Source organism: Paenibacillus mangrovi (assembly GCF_022898935.1).
GTDB classification, from domain to species: Bacteria; Bacillota; Bacilli; order Paenibacillales; family Paenibacillaceae; genus Paenibacillus_AQ; species Paenibacillus_AQ mangrovi.
In genome coordinates, this window is sequence record NZ_JALIRP010000014.1 from 81,327 (window position 1) to 101,764 (window position 20,438).

Below are 20,438 nucleotides of genomic sequence, written 5' to 3' on the forward strand. Positions count from 1 at the left end.
TGGCAGGTGCTGCCTTGGTTTATTTTGTCTATATAGGACAAGCTCTGAGATTGACTGAGTTGACCAAGTCGATGTAGCATGTTTTGTCCTGGAGGAAGCCTATCAAAGAACTGGCTCTCCTTGACAAGTGTTCATCCAATTTATACAATTGACCAATCAATCGTTGATATATCAATTAAACAGGGGTAGGAGGGATAACTTGAAAGATTCAGGGGATAATTCCATTATTGATAAACTTCAAAACTTCTATATTCAGCTTATTTCCAAATTCGGACACTGTACGGGTATAAGCCCATCGAGATTTCGATTAATGCAACAACTTTTCCATGTCGATGAAATCAACCAAACCACTTTACAGAAAGAGTTGCAAATCGATAGGGCCGCAATTACCAGGCATTTGAAGCAGCTTGAGGGGGATGGCATTGTCACACGGCGTATTAATCCAGATGACAATCGCTTCACGTTGGTGAGACTCACCGACCATGGCCGACAGGAAATCGTTGCTTACCGAGAAGAAAAGATCCTTTTCATGGCACAACTGCTGCAAGGTTTTAGTGAAGAAGAACAGAAACTTTTCGCAAACATGATTGAACGCATGCAAGAAAATATTAACCACATCAAGGGAGAGAACTGAAGGATGAATACTGCACTTACCACAAACGATTTTAATCAAATTGTAACCGGGCGCCGTTCCATTAGAAAATACGATCCAAATGTTAAAATCAGCCGGGACGAAATGACAGAAATTCTTAGGAAGGCCACTTTGGCTCCTTCTTCCGTCAATATGCAACCTTGGCGTTTCTTGATCATTGAAAGTCCCAAAGCCAAAGCTATCCTTGCCCCCCTTGCCCGCTTTAACCAAAGCCAGGTCGAAACCTCCTCTGCGGTTATCGCCATCTTCGGGGATTTGAACAGCATCAACAATGCTGAAGAGATTTATGGCAAGGCCGTAGAACTTGGGTTTATGCCCAATGAAGTAAAAGAAATGCAATTGGCAGCTATATCCGCGCATTATGCCCAATTGACTCCAGAACTAAATAGGGAAACTGTGCTAATAGATAGCGGGTTAGTATCCATGCAACTGATGCTTGTTGCGCGTGCCCATGGATATGACACCAATCCAATCGGCGGATATGAAAAGGACAAGGTTACTGAAGCCTTCGGACTAGACCCGGAGCGCTATGTTCCAGTCATGCTGATATCGATCGGCAAAGCTGCAGACAGCGGTTACCCATCGGTTCGTTTGCCAATCGATCAGGTTGCAACTTGGAAGTAGGTCAGCAATTCATGCTGGAGCATTTTGAAGGACGTAAACCGCAGCTTCCCTCGAACGTCATGGAGAGTTGGCCTGAAGAGACGGGACCACAAGATGAGGTATCATGATTCTGGGTTTACACGACACCAAATGGTGTCCAAATAGGGAAGTATCAAAATATCTAGGAGAGGGAGCTGTGAGCGATAACAATAAGATGAGGGATGTGTTTGATGCGATTGCAGATCCAACGAGGCGTCGACTCATTCAGCTATTAGGAGAGGCAGAGGAGCTACCGCTTCATGAGTTAACGACACAGTTTCAAATGGGCCGGACAGCGGTATCCAAGCATTTGACAATCCTGAAAGAGGCCGGATTGGTGCTTGACCGTAAAGTCGGTAGAGAAACGCGATTTAGGTTAAACGCCTCCCCGCTCAGAGAAGTTCAAGATTGGGTGGCTTTCTATAGCAAATTCTGGATCACGAATATGATGCGCTTGAACCAACTATTAGAGGAGGAAGAAGAATGAGTTTAACATTATCATTAGATTTTCAGTACACATCATCGATTGAGAAGGTGTGGGCTGCGTTAACCGATTCCAACAAGCTTGCCAAGTGGGTGGTCAACAACCATACCGGTCAGGCGATGGAAAATGATTTCAAGCCCGTCGTAGGATACCGTTTTCAGTTCCGCACGCAGCCGACCGAATGGTGGAATGGAATTATTGAAGGCGAAGTGCTAATCGTGGACGCTCCACACCGGTTGTCTTATACGTGGGAAAGCGGAGAGAAGCACACGGTCACCTGGACGCTGCAGGATTTAGGAGATGGAAAGGTGAACCTTCATCTCGAACAAACTGGCATCTCAAATGAGCAAGCCCTTGCAGGCGCGAAGTATGGCTGGAGTAATTGGTTCAAAACATTTGATCAGGCGTTGGAGGAATAACCACATTCGGTACCAAATGATCTTTATCCTATTGCTATAATAGGGTAGATTCTTAAACGAAGCACGATTGAAAGGATGTTAGCCATAAGCGAATCTAATCAGGAATATATCGTTATCTCGGCTGCGCGGGAAAACAATCTCAAGAACGTATCCTTGCGCATTCCGAAGCGGAAGATCACGATATTCACCGGAGTATCCGGGTCCGGCAAGTCATCGATCGTCTTTGATACGATTGCCGCAGAATCCACACGTTTGCTGAATGAGAACTTCAGCATGTTCGTGCGCACTTTCCTGCCTAAATATCCGCAGCCGGATGCGGACGCGATTGAGAACCTTAGCATGGCTGTGATTGTGGATCAGAAGCCGCTGGGCGGGGGTTCCCATTCCACGATGGGCACGATTACCGATATTTCTCCCATTCTTAGGATGCTCTTTTCGCGAGTGGGTCAGCCCTATGTCGGAGGAGCGAACATGTTCTCGTTTAACGATCCGCATGGCATGTGTCCCGAATGCAACGGCATCGGCCGCAGCCTTGGCGTCAACATGAGCAAAGCGGTGGACATGTCCAAGTCGCTCAATGAAGGGGCAATTATGCTTCCGGGCTATACGGTGGGTGGATGGGAATGGAACATGCTTATGCAATCGGGTTCCTATGATCCCGATAAGAAACTCAGCGATTATTCGGATGAAGACCTGGAACAGCTGCTGTACGGCAAGGCAAGGAAAGTGAAGATGGATTTCGCCGGGAAGGCAACGAATATTACCGTGGAAGGCGTCATCGAGAAGTTCACCAACAAATATATCAAGCAGGACGTGAAGACGAAGTCCGAACGCACGCAACAAACCGTTGCGCCGTACATCACCGAGGGTCCTTGCTCCAGCTGTCATGGTGCCAGACTTAGTCAAGCCGCGCTGGGCTGCAGGATCCATGGACATAACATAGCGGAGTTGTCTTCCATGGAGGTCGGGCAGCTCATCCGCGTCATTAGGGAGATTGACGATGCTGCCGCCGCGCCGATGGTCAAGTCGCTGACGGAGCGGCTTCAGCACCTGGTGGACATCGGACTTGACTACTTGACGCTGGACCGTGAGACGGATACATTATCCGGCGGCGAGTCGCAGCGCGTTAAGATGGTGAAGCACCTAAGCGGGAGTCTGGTGGATGTCACTTACATCTTCGATGAGCCTAGCGTTGGATTGCACCCCCGTGATGTACACCGGTTAAATGAATTGCTTCAGAAGCTGCGCGACAAGGGCAATACCGTGCTTGTTGTCGAGCATGACCCCGATGTCATCAAGGTGGCGGATCATATCGTAGACGTCGGACCATACGCCGGCAGCCGCGGAGGTAACATCGTGTATGAAGGAAGCTACACAGGTCTGCTGGAGTCTGGTACATTGACGGGCAATTATCTGAAGCGTCAGATCCAGCTAAAGCAGGATTGCCGGCAGCCATCCGGCAAGCTGTCCATCCGGAATGCCAAGCTGCACAACCTGCAGAACGTGAGCGTAGATATTCCAACCGGCGTGCTGACTGCTGTAACCGGCGTCGCCGGCTCGGGTAAGAGCACTCTGATTAACGACGTATTCCTAAGCCAGCATCCGGACGCGATCGTCATCGACCAATCGGCGATAGGCGTATCGACACGATCAAATCCCGCGACTTACACGGGGATACTAGATGATGTGCGCAAGGCGTTTGCTAAGGCGAACAAGGTGAGCCCAAGCTTGTTCAGCTTCAACTCCAAGGGGGCTTGCGAGAATTGCCAAGGGCTGGGCGTAGTGTACTTGGACCTGTCATTCTTCGAAAGCGTGAAGCTGCCATGTGAAGCATGCGGAGGGAAACGATTCAAAGAAGAGGTACTCGAGTACAAGCTGAACGGCAAATCGATCGCAGAAGTGCTTGAGTTGACGGTGGAGCAGGCTTTGGAATTTTTCCAGCTAAAAGAGGTTGTGCGCAAGCTCCAGGCGATGAGCGATGTCGGTCTGAACTATATTACGCTCGGCCAACCGCTCAGCACGCTCTCGGGCGGCGAATGCCAACGCATCAAGCTGGCAAGCGAGCTGCACAAGAAAGGCAGTATCTACATGATGGACGAGCCGACGACCGGCCTTCATATGTCGGATATCGGTCACCTGCTGGAGATCATGAACCGCCTCGTGGATGCCGGTAATACGGTGATCGTCATCGAGCACAACCTTGAGGTGATCAGCCAAGCGGACTGGATCATCGATATGGGACCGGACGGAGGTAGCAAGGGCGGCCAGGTGGTGTTCGAGGGCACACCTCCGCAGATCATCCATGCAGAGCAGTCGATCACGGGAAAATACTTGATGTAATCATCAAATTCAGACGCCTGCAAAGCAAATTAGCTTTTTATAATCACCCGAAAGGGTGGCTATGGAAAGCTTTTTTAACGTACTAATAGAACTGATCAAACCATATTCTTATAAAAGAAAACAATACGAAGGAGTGTACAGTTATTTGAAAAAAGTTAAGGTTAGTTTACGGCCCATTGTAGGTAAGATAAACTTACCCACTGTTTTGAAAACAACTATACTTCCGGGTGATTCAATTGAAAGATTATTTATTGCAACACAAGTAGGAGAGATCTTTTACATAGGGGACGGGGTAATAAGAACTTTTTTAGATATTCGCCCTCGAATCATAAAACTAGGTGTCTCTAGTGGTGGGTATGATGAACGGGGATTGTTAGGGCTAGCATTTCATCCCGAATTTTATGATAACGGTCTCTTTTATCTCCATTATTCAGTAGCTGGAACCCAGGGCCCAGGTGCTCTTCCAGGTGCTTTTGAATCTTTTAAGCCTAACCCGTGTGATTCTAGTACCTTAAACTTAAAGTGGATAAATAGAGAAATTCAATATGATCATATTGATGCAGTTGAAGAATGGATTCTACCTTCGAATGGTCAACCTCAAAAACAGCGGATTTTACTTAATATAAGAAGACCATTTATAAATCATAATGGTGTCAATAGCTTAAACTTTTCACCTGAAACAGGAAAACTTGTTTTAACAACCGGAGATGGCGGATCAGGCTATGATCCATTTAATTTAAGCCAGGATGATATGGAATTCGCCGGTAAAATAATTGAAATTGATGTTGTTAAGAATACATTTATTGATAATCCGCCCGTAGTTACACGTTTTAATGAGTTACCCGCATCTATCCAAGAAACGCTTACGGTAATTGCCAAGGGAGTTCGCAATATTCCAGGCATTTCATTTCAAAGGTTTTATAATCAGTATATTAAATACGTAGGAAATGTCGGACAGGATCTCGTAGAGTCGATATTTTCATTCATTCATTATGAACCAATACCAGTTACCCAGCTTGTACAAGCTTCTGTAATGAATTCTGAGCCTGGCCCAGAAGGATTTATTAACTTTGGTTGGCGAGGGTGGGAAGGTGCTTTTCCTACTTCGATGATTAGGGGCTGCTCTGCAGATCCTGCTTTGGATGAGAAAATAATTGCTTATTACAAAGAAGCAGTACAAACTTCAGTGAGGCGTCTTCAGCCGTTAACGAGTTATTTTCATAAAGATCCAAGGCCTGATAAATTTGGAGGAACTGCACTTACAGGAGTGCAAGCCTATATGGGGAATGGAATCCCCGATTTAATGGGAAGCGTTGTGTTTACCGATCTTGCCAGGGATAAAGGATCTCAACCTCCAGTTAAAGGGGTTTTAGCTTATACCAGGGTACAAACAGATTGTAAACTGAATGATTTTAGTGTTATTGAAACCGATTATAATTTTGGATCTCAATCAGCTTATTATGTTAGTCTGGGGACGAATCTGGATCAAACCAGACTATATTTAGGGGTTTATGGCTCAATGAAAGTGGCTGATTTTAACCAAGGTACCATTTTTGAAATTGTTCCATAATTCATGTTGAATTTTACACAATGAAAACGTAGAGTTCATCTAATTCCCCAAGTCCTTTTATATACTTAAATTGTTTGATATAGCGAATCAAAAGGACTGGGTGATGGATTAAATGTTAAAAAAACGAGATTTGCACGAATGCCATTCACTGTATTACTTAATGATAGATCCTGTCGTTTTTCCTTATGTTCGTAATAAATGCCAATCTTATGAAGAATATTTATTCATAACCAAACAGTTGATCGCTGAGGAAGAACAGGAGACATGTATTTCTAGAACGATTCTTAACGAGATGGGACATCCCATTGGTACCATTGATCTATATAATATTGTTAATAGAACAGGCTTCTTGGCGACGTGGATTGGAACTCCTTATTTTGGAAAAGGTTACAACCAACGAGCGAAGGAATCCTTTTTTGCTGAATTGTTTTTACAACATAATATCGAAACGATATTTATGAAAATCCGAAAACAAAATATTCGATCGAAGAAAGCGGTAGAAAAACTACAATATGTCAAATTAGCAAATGATACAAATCTTGAAGTATATAAATCGATAAATATTACTGATCAGATCTATGATTTGTATCAGGTGGAGCGGTTAAGTTTTTTAGAAAGCAGTGAAAACATGCAACATGTGGTTGCTACGTAACAAACTGTGCAAAAAACTGTTTTCAAAGAAAACATGCCAGAACTTCTATTGAGATGACGGTCTTTTGGGCAAACTTTGCAGCAAATTCTCTATGGAAAGGGATTGAATAATTAGTAATTTATAGTATTCTAGCCATATTAAGGGAGGAGAGGGAATCTATGGTGAAACAACTGATCGTTGGAGACGCTATGCATGAGCTGGCCACTACTCGCCGCATCCTGGAGCGCTTACCCGAGGAGCATATGACGTGGAAGCCGCACGTGAAATCGATGACTTTGGGTGGGCTGACCACACACCTGATCAACCTGCTGAACTGGCAAGTAGCGATTTTTCTATACCCGGAATTCGATCTTTCGACCGTGCCGCTTCGGCGGGAAGCTTTGGAAAGACGCGAAGACGTGCTGGAGGAATTCGACGCGAACGTCGTCAAGCTTCAAAAGCTGTTAGCCGAATGCGACGAGAAAACACTCGGCGAGGAATGGACCTTGCGGAACGGTGACCATATCATCCTGCGCCAACCGCGGGCAATCGCGCTTCGCACCTTCGGATTAAGCCACATGGTCCACCACCGGGCGCAGCTCGGGGTTTATTTGCGGCTTCTCGATATTCCGGTACCGAGTATCTACGGTCCCTCGGCCGATGAGCAAGGCAATTGAACTAATTTTATCATTTCATTACCGCGTTGATCGCGGTTTTTTTTATTTTAACGATACAAGCGATGGATTGACAAAATAACGGCTATAGAATCATAATGTGGCATAAAACTCGGCGGAGGTGAGTAGGCAAGCGTGCTGATAAATACGAATATCGTTCTGGAAGGGGAAACTGTTCGTCTTGTTCCTATGGAGGATAGGCATAAGGCTGAATTATCTCGGATTTTGTTATCTGCCCAAGTATGGGAATTCACTTGGCGAACTATCAAAACAGCTGAAGAGCTAGATCAAGTGCTAACGACTGCATTGGAGAATAAAATTAATGGGTCACAGCTTCCTTTTACTATTGTTGATCAAATGACAGGAGCCATAATAGGAACTACGCGTATTGGCGATATCGATATGAAAAATAGGAATGTTGAAATCGGCTGGACGTGGCTATCACCTGACTACTGGAGGACTCGAGTCAATACAGAATGCAAATATCTTTTGCTGCGACATTGCTTTGAAGAGCTTAAGTTGATTCGCGTTCAGTTTTCAGTCAGCGGACAGAATGTCCGGTCGCAAAGAGCAGTTGAACGATTAGGAGCCAGGAAAGAAGGAGTTTTCCGCAAGCACAGAATAAAGCCTGATGGTTCCATTCATGATAACATCTTTTACAGCATCGTTGACGATGAATGGCCGGATGTAAAGGAGAAACTTTTGCTTTTATTATCAAAGAAATATAATTGAACGATCTTACTGCGAAGGAACAGAAGGGGTATAAACTATGAAAAATAACCTCGTACTAGCATGACAAGGAACTAACCTTCATATTGACGGCATTCGAGGTTGAGGGTTACCATATAACAGAATGAGTACCTCCTGTACAAATGGGGAGGGCAATATGGTCATTCAGGGTTGTGATCTTGTTCACTTGAATTATGACAGATACTTTAGCCAACAAATGAAAGCGCCAACACTCAGAAAGCTAAAAGGAGAAAACAATGAACACAAGAAAAGACTTACAACATTACCCTTATATGAATGCAAGCATGCCTATTGAAGAAAGAGTTGCGGACCTTATATCGAGAATGTCACTTGAAGAAAAGGTAAGACAGCTTGATATATATTCGGGAAATGAAATTTCCGATTCCGTAGAAGGCTTAAATGCCGATGCGCTTAACTACGAAAAAATGGAGAAGATATCTGCCGGAATTGGAATCGGTTGCATCCAAAACCGAAATTCCAAAGCAGAAACAGCCAATAAAATTCAAGAGTATATCATCCAAAATTCAAGATTGGGGATTCCGGTACTCTTCAGCGAAGAGGGACTTCACGGTTTTGGATGGAGAGGCTGTACAGTGCTCCCTCAGCAGGTTGCACTCGCATCAACATTTGAGCCTGAACTCGGATATAAACAAGCAAGAATAATTGCTTCCGAGGCGCGTAGCTTTGGTATACATGAGGTGTGGGCACCTGTTCTCGACCTTGCCAGGGAAATCCGATGGGGACGAGTGGAAGAAGGATACGGAGAGGATCCTTATCTGGGATCTCTGTTTGCGGAAAGCATGGTAAAAGGGCTTCAGACGGATGACCTCACAAGACCCGATGCCGTGGTGTCGGAACCAAAACACTTTACAGGATACGGTGCTCCTAGAGGAGGGCACAATTGTGCTCCGGCCATGATGGGGCAATTTGACAATGCATTTTTCTGTCTGCCTGTATTTGAGGCTGCTTTCCAAGCGGGTGCAATGAATACCATGTGTTCCTATAACTCCATTGACGGCGTTCCTGTGGCGGGCGACCATTCGCTCCTAACAGGTGTACTCCGTGACCAGTGGGGCATGAAGGGCTTCGTAAGGTCGGACATGACGGCTGTCTCCATGCTACATACCTGTCACTATGTCGCCGAAAGCAAACGGGAAGCTATCAAAATGGGCCTTGAAGCCGGCGTAGATATGCAGCTTTACGATTTTCCACATGATATATACCAGGACAGCATTATTGACCTTGTCAAATCAGGCGAGGTGGACGAGAAGGTTGTAGACACAGCTGCAGGACGTGTTCTTACAGTTAAATTTGCAGTTGGGCTCTTTGAAAATCCATTTACGGATATTGAACTTTCTTCGAAAGTTGTCCACTGTGAGGAGCACGTGCAGACGGCGCTTGAAGTTGCAAGGAAGTCGATCACTCTGTTAAAAAACAGCAAAAATACGCTTCCTCTCAAAAAAGACATCGGCAAGATTGCAGTGATCGGACCAAGCGCGGATGTTCCCCGTTACGGAGATTACAGCAGCCCTGTTGTGCCTGAGCATGCTGTTACGCTTTTGCAGGGCATCAAAAACATCGTTTCGGACAAAACCGAAGTGATCTATGCCAAAGGATGCGAGATTCTGGAGTCTGACCTGATGCCTTTACCGGACCAATGGCTCAAGGATAATGCCGGAAACGACGGGCTTTTGGGTGAGTACTACAATTCTCTTTCTTTTGAGGGAGAACCGGCTTGCGTGCGAAATGACAGACAGATCAACTTCAACTGGATTTACACCAAACCTGCTGACGGCGTAAACGCAGATAACTTCACCGTTCGCTGGACAGGCAAAATTAAACCAGACGCTACAGTGGATGGGTACATTGGACTCAGCAGCATGGACAGCATGCGTCTGTGGGTAGATGGCAAGATGCTTGTTGACGGTTGGGGAGACCATGACGCTAATCAGATGGTTGCGTTCCAATTTGTGAAAGGCGAGGAGTACGACGTTAAGGTTGAGTATCTCAATGATTCACGGGGAGTAAGGGTCATCCTCGGTTACAGCCTTGGCAACAACGATATGGACGCAGCGGTTAAAGCGGCAAGTGAGGCGGATGTTGCAATCGTTGCGGTTGGTGACAACGAGCAGACCAGTGGAGAAAATCTGGACAGAGCGGACCTTAATCTTCCGGGAAGACAGCTTGAACTCGTCAAGAAAATTTATGAAACAGGAACGCCTGTTGTTCTTGTCCTCCAAAACGGACGTCCGATGTCGATCACGTGGGAGGCAGAACATCTGCACGCGATTATTGAGGCATGGTTTGTTGGCGAGCAGGGCGGAAATGCCATGGCAGAGGTTATTTTCGGAGATGTCAATCCTGCAGGTCGTATTCCGATGTCTTTCCCGAGGTCGGTAGGTCAGCTGCCTGTATTCTATAATCGCAGACCGTTCTATGGGCATAAATATGTTGAAATGGACTGGCTTCCTTTGTACCCATTTGGGTATGGTCTGAGTTATACAACATTTGCCTATTCAGATCTTGACATTTCTGCCAAGGAAATTGCTCCGGATGGAGAAGTGAATGTATCGTTTAACGTAACCAATACGGGAAATGTTGCGGGTGAGGAAGTTGCTCAGCTTTATATCCGAGATGAGTTCAGCAGCACGGTCAGACCATGCAAGGAGCTTGCGGGATTTAAGCGAATTCACCTTGAAAAAGGAGAAACAAAGCGCATCATGCTGACACTGGGATATAGACAACTCCGAACACTTACTAGAAACCATGAATGGGTTGTGGAACCGGGGAAATTCGAGGTGATGGTCGGACCTAACTCGGACGACGCTCCACTGACAGGAGAGTTTTTCGTTCGGAAATAAATTTGTAAAGAGTTACTACTGCCGGTTTGATCCGAAATTAAGGAGGTAGTTCATTTGCCGCGTATGCTTTTCATGCGTTGGTAGGGAACTATCTCCCTTTCACTTTTAGCACACGAAGCCACTTTCAATTTTAGATTTTTCGAGGTCATCGGTTATTTTCAGCGTCATTGCTGGGAATACTATTAGTGTAATTACAAGGTTCATAAGATTGGACTGCTTATGGGCAGTATAAGTATAATCTCTCTTGTAAACCTTCTAAGATTTTTCCTGGCACTTCCCTGACCTTGATATCCCCACCTAGAAAAAGTAGCCAATTTGTTATTTCGGTTAATTCTTCTGAATGATTAACATTGATAAAAGTCTTTAGAATGGCTGTGGTTTGATAAGGATTCGTATAGGAAATTGAAACTTTTAAAGGATGGTATTTTTTGAACTGGGCAATCGCCTTTGGACCAAGTTCAAGGACAAGATTGATGACTTCTTCCTGTTTACTTAGTTTTTCTAAAATCTTTTTCTTACTGACTCTTTTTTTCGCAGGGTATGGTTCTACATTGGTGAGATTGTCGACAGGAAAAATCCGCCTCTTTTCTTCTTTTAAGTCAAAGCCTTCAATTAGCCATTGGCTTTTTTCACGATAAAGGTGCAAGAGATAAATGGGGTAAGACTTTATTTCATTCTCTTCTTGGATAGAAACCAATAAATAGCTGTCCAAAAGAAGGATTTGGATAAGTTTTTCTAACATAGGATGGGGCAGGTCTGACAGATCAAGCAGGTCGGGATTATGGGGGTTGGTCCCTTCAAAAAGCAATATTTGATTCAAATTAACAAGGTCATCTTGCTGATTTTCTGAGATAAGGCCTAATAATTTTTCAGCTAAAGACTGACGGCTCTTCAGATAAGGGAGTTGTTGATTTCTTGTGGCCATAAAGGCAATAAAAAGGGCTTTAATCTCATTATCGGTAAAGCGAACCGTGGGCAGGACAGAGTTGTTCATGACAAAATAACCCCCATCCCTTCCTACTTCAGCGACAAGTGGCATCCCCATAGCCTCAATTTCTCTGATATCTCTAAGAGCTGTCGAACGGGAGATGTTAAATTCTTGCATGATTTCAGAAATGGTAAAGTGGGCGCGGTTGTTGATATACCGCATGATAATATTGATCCGCTCAACTTTTTTCATCTGGCCCTCCTAAACAGTATCATTTTTTGACATGATTTAAGGCTATTATAAACCCATCAAGCGAAAAGACAAATCATTTGATTAATTTAAAAAAAGGAAGGTTTTGAATATGGCAGAATACACTTTGGAAGAAAAAGACGGCTTTACTGTTTTAGGTATTGGAACTGAGCTTAAAAGTGATTACACAGATTTTGTAGGCATTACTAAGGAAAAGGCAGATTTTTGGTCGGCCATCGAACAAGATGGTAAACTGGACACTTTAAAATCCATCGCCACAAATGACTACATTTTTGCCGTGAACGAAGCGGTGAATGGCAAGATGATGCATTATGCTGGCGTCATGACTGAGGCATCGTTACCAGAGGCAACCAGAATTATACAATTCCCGAAGGGGGAATACCTCGTTGTTAAAGGGGAAGGGAAGACGGCTGATGAGTTGAATAATAAGCTTGCCGGCATTGCCTTTGGTCAAGTGTTGCCAGAAGCTAAGAATTTTGCCTATGTTGGTGGGCCAAATACAACGGTTGAGATGGGGCAGCGAAACGGCTCCGTATTTGGTGAAATGTGGATTCCCGTTGTTAGGAAATAAAGAGAACAGTGAATGCTTCCGATGTGAGTTTTGCTTGAAGTAGGTTCTAGAAGCAAAGCTCGCAAAACTAAGTGAATGCTTCCGATGCGAGTTTTGCTCGAAGTAGGTTATAAAAAGCAATGCTCGCAAAACTTTTAGGAGGGATAAAAATTGTCCTATATCGTTGATTTTAAAAATGTGTCTACGGTTGGTTTAGAATCTTCACCAGTAGTAGAAGCGCTTGCTGGTTTACGTGCGAATGAAGCCCGTTACTTTATGAACAAATATAAGCATGAATTTACGGTTGTACCAGCTAGCGAAAGCCAGGAGATCCTTGATTATGTGAACCGAATTTTGAAAGAAGAACGTGATATTGAGTTTGCGGCCAAACCTTTGGAAACGTCGCGTTTTCAAGTGGAAAATATCCAATTTACCTACGTCTTTTATGAGGATGGTCTTGGGCTCAATGTCATGTATACGATTGATGACCCTAAGAAGCGGGCTGTGGGTTTTAAGCTTTCTGATGGGATGGAAGTACCAGAGGAGTTAGAAGGGAAGTTTAAGTTTGCTAGGCAGAAGTCTAAACTGGCCGGAACCATTCGGGGCTCGTATTTTGTAATTAAAGGTGAATATTAAAGTATTCACTTGTCGAAGAGAAATTGATAGCGGGAAATCAAAAAAGAACCTAGGTAGTTTTACCAGGTTCTTTTTATTTGCATACAAACATACACAATGATATAATCAGATCACGATTTCGAAAATTAAAATCGACATAATTATTTCATCTTACAATTTAAGTGTACCATGCCGGTAAACTCTTGTCAAATGTTTTTTCTCAATTTAATGGTTAGGAGAGATATTGAATGAGTTCTTTGGTTCTCGGTTTTCAGGAAATGGAAAAAACGCAGCTTTTGCTCGTTGGTGGAAAAGGGTTAAATTTAGGGGAATTATCAAAAATTCAAGGAATACAAGTACCAGAAGGATTTTGTGTTACAACATTGGGATATCAAAAAGCCATCGAACAAAACGAAACGTATCATGCTTTGCTCAATCGACTATCCATGCTAAAAATAGATGATCGAGATCAAATAGGTGAAATCAGCAGGAAGATTCGAGAAATCCTTATGGAAGTAGAAATTCCTTACGATGTTGTGAAAGCAATGACTCACTATCTCTCCCGGTATGGCGAGGAACATGCTTATGCAGTGCGTTCTAGTGCGACTGCTGAAGATTTACCACATGCCTCTTTTGCTGGTCAACAAGACACCTATTTAAATATCATCGGCATAGACGCCATCTTGCAGCATATCAGTAAATGCTGGGCTTCCCTATTTACGGATCGCGCGGTAATCTACCGTATGCAAAATGGATTCGACCATAGTCAAGTGTATTTATCCGTTATCGTTCAAAGGATGGTTTTCCCACAGGCTTCAGGGATTTTATTTACCGCTGATCCGATTACTTCTAACCGAAAGCTGCTATCAATCGATGCCAGTTATGGACTTGGAGAAGCACTGGTATCTGGCTTGGTATCTGCCGATGGTTATAAAGTACAGGAAGGGGAAATCGTCGATAAGAGGATTGCAACCAAAACATTGGCTATTTATGGACAGAAAGAAGGCGGAACGGAGATACGAGAGATCGATTCGGATCAGCAAAAAACTCAAACACTTACTGAACAACAAATTTTAGAACTAGCACGCATCGGAAGACTGATCGAAGCTTATTTTGGTTGCCCACAAGATATCGAATGGTGTTTGGACCACGATACCTTTTATATTGTCCAGAGTCGGTCAATCACAACTTTATACCCCATCCCTGAAGCGAGCGATCAAGAAAATCGCGTCTATATCTCTGTTGGTCATCAACAAATGATGACGGATCCCATGAAACCATTGGGATTGTCTTTTTTTCTGTTAACGACTCCTGCACCCATGCGTAAAGCTGGTGGAAGGTTGTTTGTTGATGTCACACATAAACTGGCTTCACCTGTCAGTAGAGAAATTTTATTAAATGCCATGGGACAACACGATCCGCTCATGAAAGACGCACTTATGACCATAATAGAGCGAGATTTTATAAAATTGTTACCAAATGATCAAACAGCACCGATTCCGGGCAGAAGTAACACAGATATGCTGGCACAATTCGAGAACGATCCGACAATCGTTTCTGATTTGATTAAGCGTAGTCAAACATCGATAGAAGAGTTAAAACAAAACATCCAAGCGAAATCGGGATCGGATTTGTTTGATTTTATTCTGGAAGATCTCCAGGAATTAAAGAAGATCTTATTTGACCCACAAAGTTCAAAGGTTTTTATGACTGCTATGAATGCTTCGTCATGGATCAATGAAAAAATGTACGAGTGGTTAGGTGAAAAAAACGCAGCTGATACGCTTTCTCAATCTGTACCAAACAACATTACTTCGGAAATGGGTCTAGCACTACTCAATGTCGCAGATGTGATTCGTCCTTATCCAGAAGTAATTGATTATTTACAGCATGTAAAAGATGATCACTTTTTGGGTGAGCTGGTTAAGTTTGAAGGTGGACAGGAAATCCAAGACGCTATCTATGCTTATCTGGGCAAATACGGAATGCGATGTGCCGGAGAAATCGATATGACAAGAACTCGATGGCGCGAAAAACCAACTACACTTGTCCCCATGATTCTTAGTAATGTCAAAAACTTTGAGCCTAATGCTGGCAATCGGAAATTTGAGCAAGGGCGCCAGGAAGCTTTGGAAAAAGAACAAGAGTTAATAGATCGATTGAAGCAATTACCGAATGGTGAACAAAAAGCCAAAGAAACAAAACGAATGATCGACCTCATCCGGAATTTCATCGGTTATCGTGAATATCCAAAATACGGCATGATTAATCGCTACTTCGTTTATAAGCAGGCTTTACTGAAAGAAGCCGAACAACTCGTTCAAGCTGGCGTTATCCATGACAAAGAAGATATGTACTATCTCACTTTTGAAGAACTTCACGAAGTCGCACGCACCAATAAACTTGATTACCAGATCATCAGCAAACGAAAAGACGAGTACAAATTCTATGAGAAACTAACTCCACCACGTGTTATCACGTCTGATGGTGAAATCATTGTAGGTGAGTACAAACGAGAAAATTTGCCGGCTAATGCGATTGTAGGTCTACCTGTTTCTTCCGGAGTGATAGAAGGAAGAGCGCGTGTCATTTTAAACATGGAAAATGCTGATCTGGAAGATGGAGATATATTAGTCACCGCCTTTACTGACCCTAGCTGGACACCATTGTTTGTATCCATAAAAGGCCTAGTCACCGAAGTTGGTGGACTGATGACTCATGGTGCAGTTATCGCGCGTGAATATGGCTTACCAGCAGTTGTCGGAGTGGAGAATGCTACCAAACTGATAAAAGATGGGCAACGAATTCGCGTGAATGGAACAGAAGGGTATATCGAAATATTGTAATATCCAGGTATGTAATGAACATGGTTGGTTTGATCTAACAACGAAGCAGGTAGAATTATTGGATGAAGCTGGAATAGCTGTCTTGGCTTCATCGGAAGACAAAAACATTGTCCCATTCAAAGCCGCATTAAACGCGGCTTTTATGATATATAGGATTAAGTTCTTGTCATTGGGTGATGTCGAGAACTTAATCCCATTCCCGACGAATAACAAGAACATGGGCACATTACCGAGCTAATTATAGTACTAAAAGATATATTACTTAGAAAGAGGCGACATCGGGATCAGCAGTATGAGATTGTTTTGGAAATAGGAATGCTGTGGTGTAAGGTGAAAATTGACCATGCAATCGAAAAGCTTTTTCAATTTCAGCTGCAGCACGACGTGCATCTTCTACGGTCCGCTTGCCAGTAACGATGTCGTTCATCAAGTTTAAAGCCATAAAATTCGCCGCTTCTTGGTCGCATTTAGCTGTAGCTTCACCAGCCGTACGGTCCGGATATAAGCTACCATCAAATTGTGCTATGTCATCAAAAAATTGAACAGGGACTTTATAATCAATAGTTTGTTCTAAATAATCAAGATGGGGAGTCGGAGAGTTATGAGGTACCGTATGAAGATGAACAGTCGTCCGCTTCCAAGGAGCATTGTTATACCACGTAATTTTTGTCATGCATGCATCATTTGGTAAACCATATTTATTGATTAACAAATAAACAGTGTTTTTTTGTTCCTCAGGCCACTTCGCCAAAATTTGATCTAGAAACGGATGTATAGAGGAATGCTTATGATGATATCCGCTCAATCCATTATACATTTTAAATAACCTCCCTCTAACAGATGTAATATTATATTCTGGTCATCTGTCCATAGTTACAAAAGAATTCTTATCTCAATAGACCGTTATGATTTGAAAAGAAAACTTCGTAAAGCTCCAAAAGGATTCAATTAATACCAATATTTTTGATGCCAAAGCACGAAAGAGACTTGCATTAAAGAACTCCTTTAGGAGAGGTGTTAATGATAAGTGACTTAGACACTGTATATATCGAAACAGAGAGGTTGGTTGTCAGAACTTTTAAAGAAGACGATTATGAGCAATTTAAAAAGCTATTAGATTTGTATGCAGGATGGCAAGATCAAAAACCAAAAGCAAAAGAGTTTTTTGATTGGCATCTTTCAAATTATATAAAGATGGACATTGTAACTGGAATAGTTTGCCTTGGGGTTTTTGATAAGGAAACAGGTGATATTGTCGGGCAGATTGCCGCACAAGAACATGATGACCTGCATGAGCCTGAATTCGGTTATGGCATGCTCCCATTCGCAAGAGGGAAAGGGTATGCTAAAGAGGCTGCAAAAGCAACTCTTGGATGGATTGAGAAAATGTTTGATATCACATTCATTATCGGAACTGTTGAGATTAACAATATCCCTTCTCAAAAGGTTCTCGAATACTGCGGGTTCCAGCTTGTTGATGAGCGCAATTTGCTGATTCATATGATGAATGAGCGGCATGATTTCAAGTATTATAGATACTATTTTTAATTAGTTATTTATAATCTTTCCATCGCCGATTTTTTGTCTCTGAGTGATCCGCTCAACAAACGGGCAGTAATGCGGCATATTTATTCATGTTTTGGTTTTCAGTCGGAAGGAAAATAATATCCTTGACAGAATAAGAACAATATGGAAATTGATAATATGGAACCATTTGACGGACTGGAAGCGATCAGGCAGCCGCTGCTGCGGTATTGTCGGCAAATGACGGGGTCCAACTGGGAAGCGGAGGACCTTGTGCAAGAAACGATACTTCGGCTTCTCAAAGTGAACGCGGATAGGCCGGAGCAGGAGGTCACCTTCCGTTATGCGTGCCGGACTGCAAGGAATCTATGGATCGATCGTATCCGGCGTACGGCGAGGTTGACGATGGTGCCGTACCAGGAGGAGACGATACTGTCGGTACAAGGGCCGACTGATTCCGAGTTGAATGTGCGCGAGCATCTGGAAGAGTTGGCGTGGCGCTTGCCGCCGAAACCATTCGTCATCATTCTGTTTATGGATGTGTTTAATTTTACGGCGAGGGAGACGGCGGCCTGGCTCGGTGGTACGGAAGTGGCGGTTCAGGTAGCGCTGTCGCGGGCACGCGCCCGATTGCAGGGGATGAAAAGATCCGCGCGTGAGAAGGGACCTCCAGGCAGCAAACGCGCTGTAATCACAGCCGCAGGGAATGCATCTGAGTGTACGGTCTTTTTCGAAGCCGTGCTGGAAGCGTTCCGCCACCGGCAACCGTCGGCGATTCAGGAAGCGTACTTTTCCCTGATCGCAGCCGATGCAAGACTTCAAGGCATTCGCGCGCTGGACGGCAAAATGTATTTTACCTTTCAGGATCCGGATGGCAATGTGATTATAGTCGTCTCGGCATGAAGCAAAAATTTTTTATAAGCATGTATGGTATCGCTTAAGTTATTCGTTTTTTAGAGGAGTGCTGTTAAGAAAGTGGAATGGAAAGTGGTGAAACGGGAGACAGAAATCCGAGTCGCTGGATTACGTATTCCGGTTAGCAGTATAGAGCGGTCAGAACCTTTCTATTGCGATAGGCTTGGTTTGTGGAAAGGATGGTCGGACATCGGGCTGCACGCCTTTACCTTGTTTCCGGCGCTGGCCTCACGGGCCTGTGCTGGAGCTGGTAGAAGCCGACGAGGTACCCCCAATGTATTTTCCAGTGAGAGGCGGTTACTTCCAACCGATCATCCGTCTTCATTCACTTGAGGATAAGAACATGACAAGAATATAGGAGGAGATGTCGATGCCGATTCAGCAGATTGGTGGTGTATTCGTTCCTGTATCTCAATTGGAGCGGTCGATTTTGTTTTATACGGAGACGCTGGGGCTGATTTGCCGTGGAATCGAGGATTGGGGAGACGGGAAAAGGGGAGCGACGCTGTTCTTTGATCCTCATCCCGAACATGCTGCAATGCTTACCTTAGCTGAAACCAAGGATCCAATATCAGCACAAGCGAACCTAAATTTCAACTTCAAGTGTAGCGAGGCGAGGGAATTGCACGCCGCGCTGCAGGCAAAAGGATGTCGCGTAACAGATCTCGAGACCTGGGATTCGCCATGGAATCATCATATCATGTTCGATGCTTTCGACCTGGACGGCCATCGAATAAACCTGATCGAGATGGTGCCCATTTTGGCTCTGCAAGCGGCAAAATAAGAAGGAGAGGCTGGAGAAAGATGTCAAGAAAAGCATTATTGAAACGTATCGAGTGCGCATATTTACCGGTAAAAGATGTTGCCGCGTCTGCGGCGTGGTACGAGCGCGTGCTCGGACTGAAGCTTCGATCCCCGATCGATCCGGGTCGCGGGGCGATCATGATTATGGATAGCGGCCAATGGTTGTTCCTGCTGCCTTGCTGGGACGGCCATCCGTTGCACTTCATGACGACAGGCTGGACAGATGACGGATCGCCGTTCGAGATGTTTCCGATCTGCTTCGAGACGGATGATATTCACACCATGTATGATTCATTGCAACAGTCAGGAGTATGGACGGAGGAAACGGTCCGCGATGAGGGAGGCTGTGGATTGCAGCTGGACTTCAAAGATCCGGACGGTAATAAGTTTCAAGTGTGGCAGCAACCGGTCGCGGCCGGTATTCCTGCTCAATAGCCCGATAGCTGGCCTACTATAATCCCGGTGCCATTACATCTACTTTACGGGTGGTAATATCAGCTTCGATGGTACTTCCTCATTACTAAATTTCAATGTTTAAAACCCCAGCTGACGGGCAGTTTAGCACAATCCCCGATTGCTCTTACATGGATATTTATGTAATATTTACATATCGTTTCAAACAGGGTGAAAGAGAGGTTTTTTTAATGAAGAATCCTCTAAAATGGATAAGAGTCCGTTTCAATATCTGGGATAATCATAAGTGCATTTATTATAAATCTAAAGGAAACTTGCTTTCGTTGAGACACGATAGTTGAAAACAAAACCTTTCTTGAGCTGGCTGTGGCAGCTGCTCATTTTATTGAGCTAACAGGTACGAAGTTGAGGAGCTTGCTTGGTGAACTGCACCCCAATTGTTAGACACAGTCTAACAATTGGAGGTGTAGTTTTTTTGGCTAAATACTCAACTGAAGAGAAATTAGAAGCTGTCCTGGCTTATCTAGAAGGTAAAGCGTCGTATAAAAC

At 44.1% G+C, this 20,438-nt stretch carries 19 protein-coding genes and 1 pseudogene; 18 read left to right on the forward strand and 2 right to left on the reverse strand.

The genetic code is table 11. The annotated features are described in order from the left end of the window. Positions 1–199: 199 nt before the first annotated feature. The 11 genes and pseudogenes from MUG84_RS24055 to MUG84_RS24100 all read left to right on the forward strand — a co-directional run bounded on the left by MUG84_RS24055 (position 200) and on the right by MUG84_RS24100 (position 11,023). Positions 200–634 carry a MarR family winged helix-turn-helix transcriptional regulator gene (locus MUG84_RS24055; protein WP_244730053.1) on the forward strand — a complete coding sequence of 145 codons (435 nt, stop codon included), beginning with the start codon at positions 200–202 and terminating at the stop codon, positions 632–634. A gap of 3 nt (positions 635–637) precedes the next feature. Beyond that, positions 638–1,276 carry a nitroreductase family protein gene (locus MUG84_RS24060; protein ID WP_244730055.1) on the forward strand — a complete coding sequence of 213 codons (639 nt, stop codon included), beginning with the start codon at positions 638–640 and terminating at the stop codon, positions 1,274–1,276. A 2-nt stretch (positions 1,277–1,278) separates the two neighbouring features. Beyond that, positions 1,279–1,374, forward strand: a pseudogene (locus MUG84_RS27715) (DinB family protein); the annotation flags it as partial. A 77-nt stretch (positions 1,375–1,451) separates the two neighbouring features. After that, positions 1,452–1,781 (forward strand): ArsR/SmtB family transcription factor, encoded by a 330-nt coding sequence (locus MUG84_RS24065; RefSeq protein ID WP_244730083.1) that lies wholly within the window; start codon positions 1,452–1,454, stop codon positions 1,779–1,781. Continuing rightward, positions 1,778–2,197 carry an SRPBCC family protein gene (locus MUG84_RS24070; protein ID WP_244730085.1) on the forward strand — a complete coding sequence of 140 codons (420 nt, stop codon included), beginning with the start codon at positions 1,778–1,780 and terminating at the stop codon, positions 2,195–2,197. The genes MUG84_RS24065 and MUG84_RS24070 overlap by 4 nt, the downstream gene beginning before the upstream one ends. An 84-nt stretch (positions 2,198–2,281) precedes the next feature. Continuing rightward, positions 2,282–4,537, forward strand: a complete 2,256-nt coding sequence (locus MUG84_RS24075) for an ATP-binding cassette domain-containing protein (protein ID WP_244730163.1) — start codon at positions 2,282–2,284, stop codon at positions 4,535–4,537. A gap of 145 nt (positions 4,538–4,682) precedes the next feature. Then, positions 4,683–6,107 carry a PQQ-dependent sugar dehydrogenase gene (locus tag MUG84_RS24080; RefSeq protein ID WP_244730087.1) on the forward strand — a complete coding sequence of 475 codons (1,425 nt, stop codon included), beginning with the start codon at positions 4,683–4,685 and terminating at the stop codon, positions 6,105–6,107. Positions 6,108–6,219: 112 nt separating this feature from the next. Beyond that, the gene (locus MUG84_RS24085; RefSeq protein ID WP_244730098.1) at positions 6,220–6,759 is read left to right on the forward strand and encodes a GNAT family N-acetyltransferase; all 540 of its coding nucleotides are present in this window, start codon (positions 6,220–6,222) and stop codon (positions 6,757–6,759) included. A 158-nt stretch (positions 6,760–6,917) separates the two neighbouring features. Beyond that, positions 6,918–7,415 carry a DinB family protein gene (locus tag MUG84_RS24090; RefSeq protein ID WP_244730100.1) on the forward strand — a complete coding sequence of 166 codons (498 nt, stop codon included), beginning with the start codon at positions 6,918–6,920 and terminating at the stop codon, positions 7,413–7,415. A gap of 132 nt (positions 7,416–7,547) precedes the next feature. Further along, positions 7,548–8,144 (forward strand): GNAT family N-acetyltransferase, encoded by a 597-nt coding sequence (locus tag MUG84_RS24095; RefSeq protein WP_244730102.1) that lies wholly within the window; start codon positions 7,548–7,550, stop codon positions 8,142–8,144. A 254-nt stretch (positions 8,145–8,398) separates the two neighbouring features. Continuing rightward, a complete protein-coding gene (locus MUG84_RS24100) occupies positions 8,399–11,023 on the forward strand; it encodes a glycoside hydrolase family 3 protein (protein WP_244730105.1) in 2,625 nt (874 codons plus the stop codon). A gap of 217 nt (positions 11,024–11,240) precedes the next feature. Here the strand turns inward: MUG84_RS24100 and MUG84_RS24105 are convergent, their stop codons facing one another. Continuing rightward, entirely contained in the window at positions 11,241–12,203 is a 963-nt protein-coding gene (locus tag MUG84_RS24105; protein ID WP_244730112.1) for a helix-turn-helix transcriptional regulator, read from the reverse strand. A gap of 109 nt (positions 12,204–12,312) precedes the next feature. On the opposite strand from MUG84_RS24105, the gene MUG84_RS24110 reads away from it, so the two are divergent. From MUG84_RS24110 to ppsA, 3 genes are all read left to right on the forward strand, one after another. Then, positions 12,313–12,792 (forward strand): GyrI-like domain-containing protein, encoded by a 480-nt coding sequence (locus tag MUG84_RS24110; RefSeq protein ID WP_244730115.1) that lies wholly within the window; start codon positions 12,313–12,315, stop codon positions 12,790–12,792. A gap of 150 nt (positions 12,793–12,942) precedes the next feature. Next, positions 12,943–13,407, forward strand: coding sequence for a phage tail protein (locus tag MUG84_RS24115; RefSeq protein ID WP_244730118.1), 465 nt, complete (start codon positions 12,943–12,945; stop codon positions 13,405–13,407). Positions 13,408–13,634: 227 nt separating this feature from the next. Beyond that, positions 13,635–16,232, forward strand: coding sequence for a phosphoenolpyruvate synthase (gene ppsA / locus MUG84_RS24120; RefSeq protein ID WP_244730120.1), 2,598 nt, complete (start codon positions 13,635–13,637; stop codon positions 16,230–16,232). A gap of 262 nt (positions 16,233–16,494) precedes the next feature. On the opposite strand, the gene MUG84_RS24125 is transcribed toward ppsA, so the two are convergent. Continuing rightward, positions 16,495–17,049, reverse strand: coding sequence for a hypothetical protein (locus tag MUG84_RS24125; RefSeq protein WP_244730124.1), 555 nt, complete (start codon positions 17,047–17,049; stop codon positions 16,495–16,497). Positions 17,050–17,252: 203 nt separating this feature from the next. Between MUG84_RS24125 and MUG84_RS24130 the strand changes: the two genes are divergently transcribed. The 4 genes from MUG84_RS24130 (at position 17,253) to MUG84_RS24145 (ending at position 19,910) form a co-directional block, all read left to right on the forward strand. Beyond that, positions 17,253–17,780 (forward strand): GNAT family N-acetyltransferase, encoded by a 528-nt coding sequence (locus tag MUG84_RS24130; protein ID WP_244730127.1) that lies wholly within the window; start codon positions 17,253–17,255, stop codon positions 17,778–17,780. A gap of 156 nt (positions 17,781–17,936) precedes the next feature. Then, positions 17,937–18,659, forward strand: a complete 723-nt coding sequence (locus MUG84_RS24135; RefSeq protein WP_244730130.1) for an RNA polymerase sigma factor — start codon at positions 17,937–17,939, stop codon at positions 18,657–18,659. 382 nt (positions 18,660–19,041) lie between these two features. Further along, entirely contained in the window at positions 19,042–19,455 is a 414-nt protein-coding gene (locus MUG84_RS24140) for a VOC family protein (RefSeq protein ID WP_244730133.1), read from the forward strand. 20 nt (positions 19,456–19,475) lie between these two features. Then, positions 19,476–19,910, forward strand: coding sequence for a VOC family protein (locus MUG84_RS24145; protein WP_244730137.1), 435 nt, complete (start codon positions 19,476–19,478; stop codon positions 19,908–19,910). The last annotated feature ends 528 nt before the right edge of the window (positions 19,911–20,438 follow it).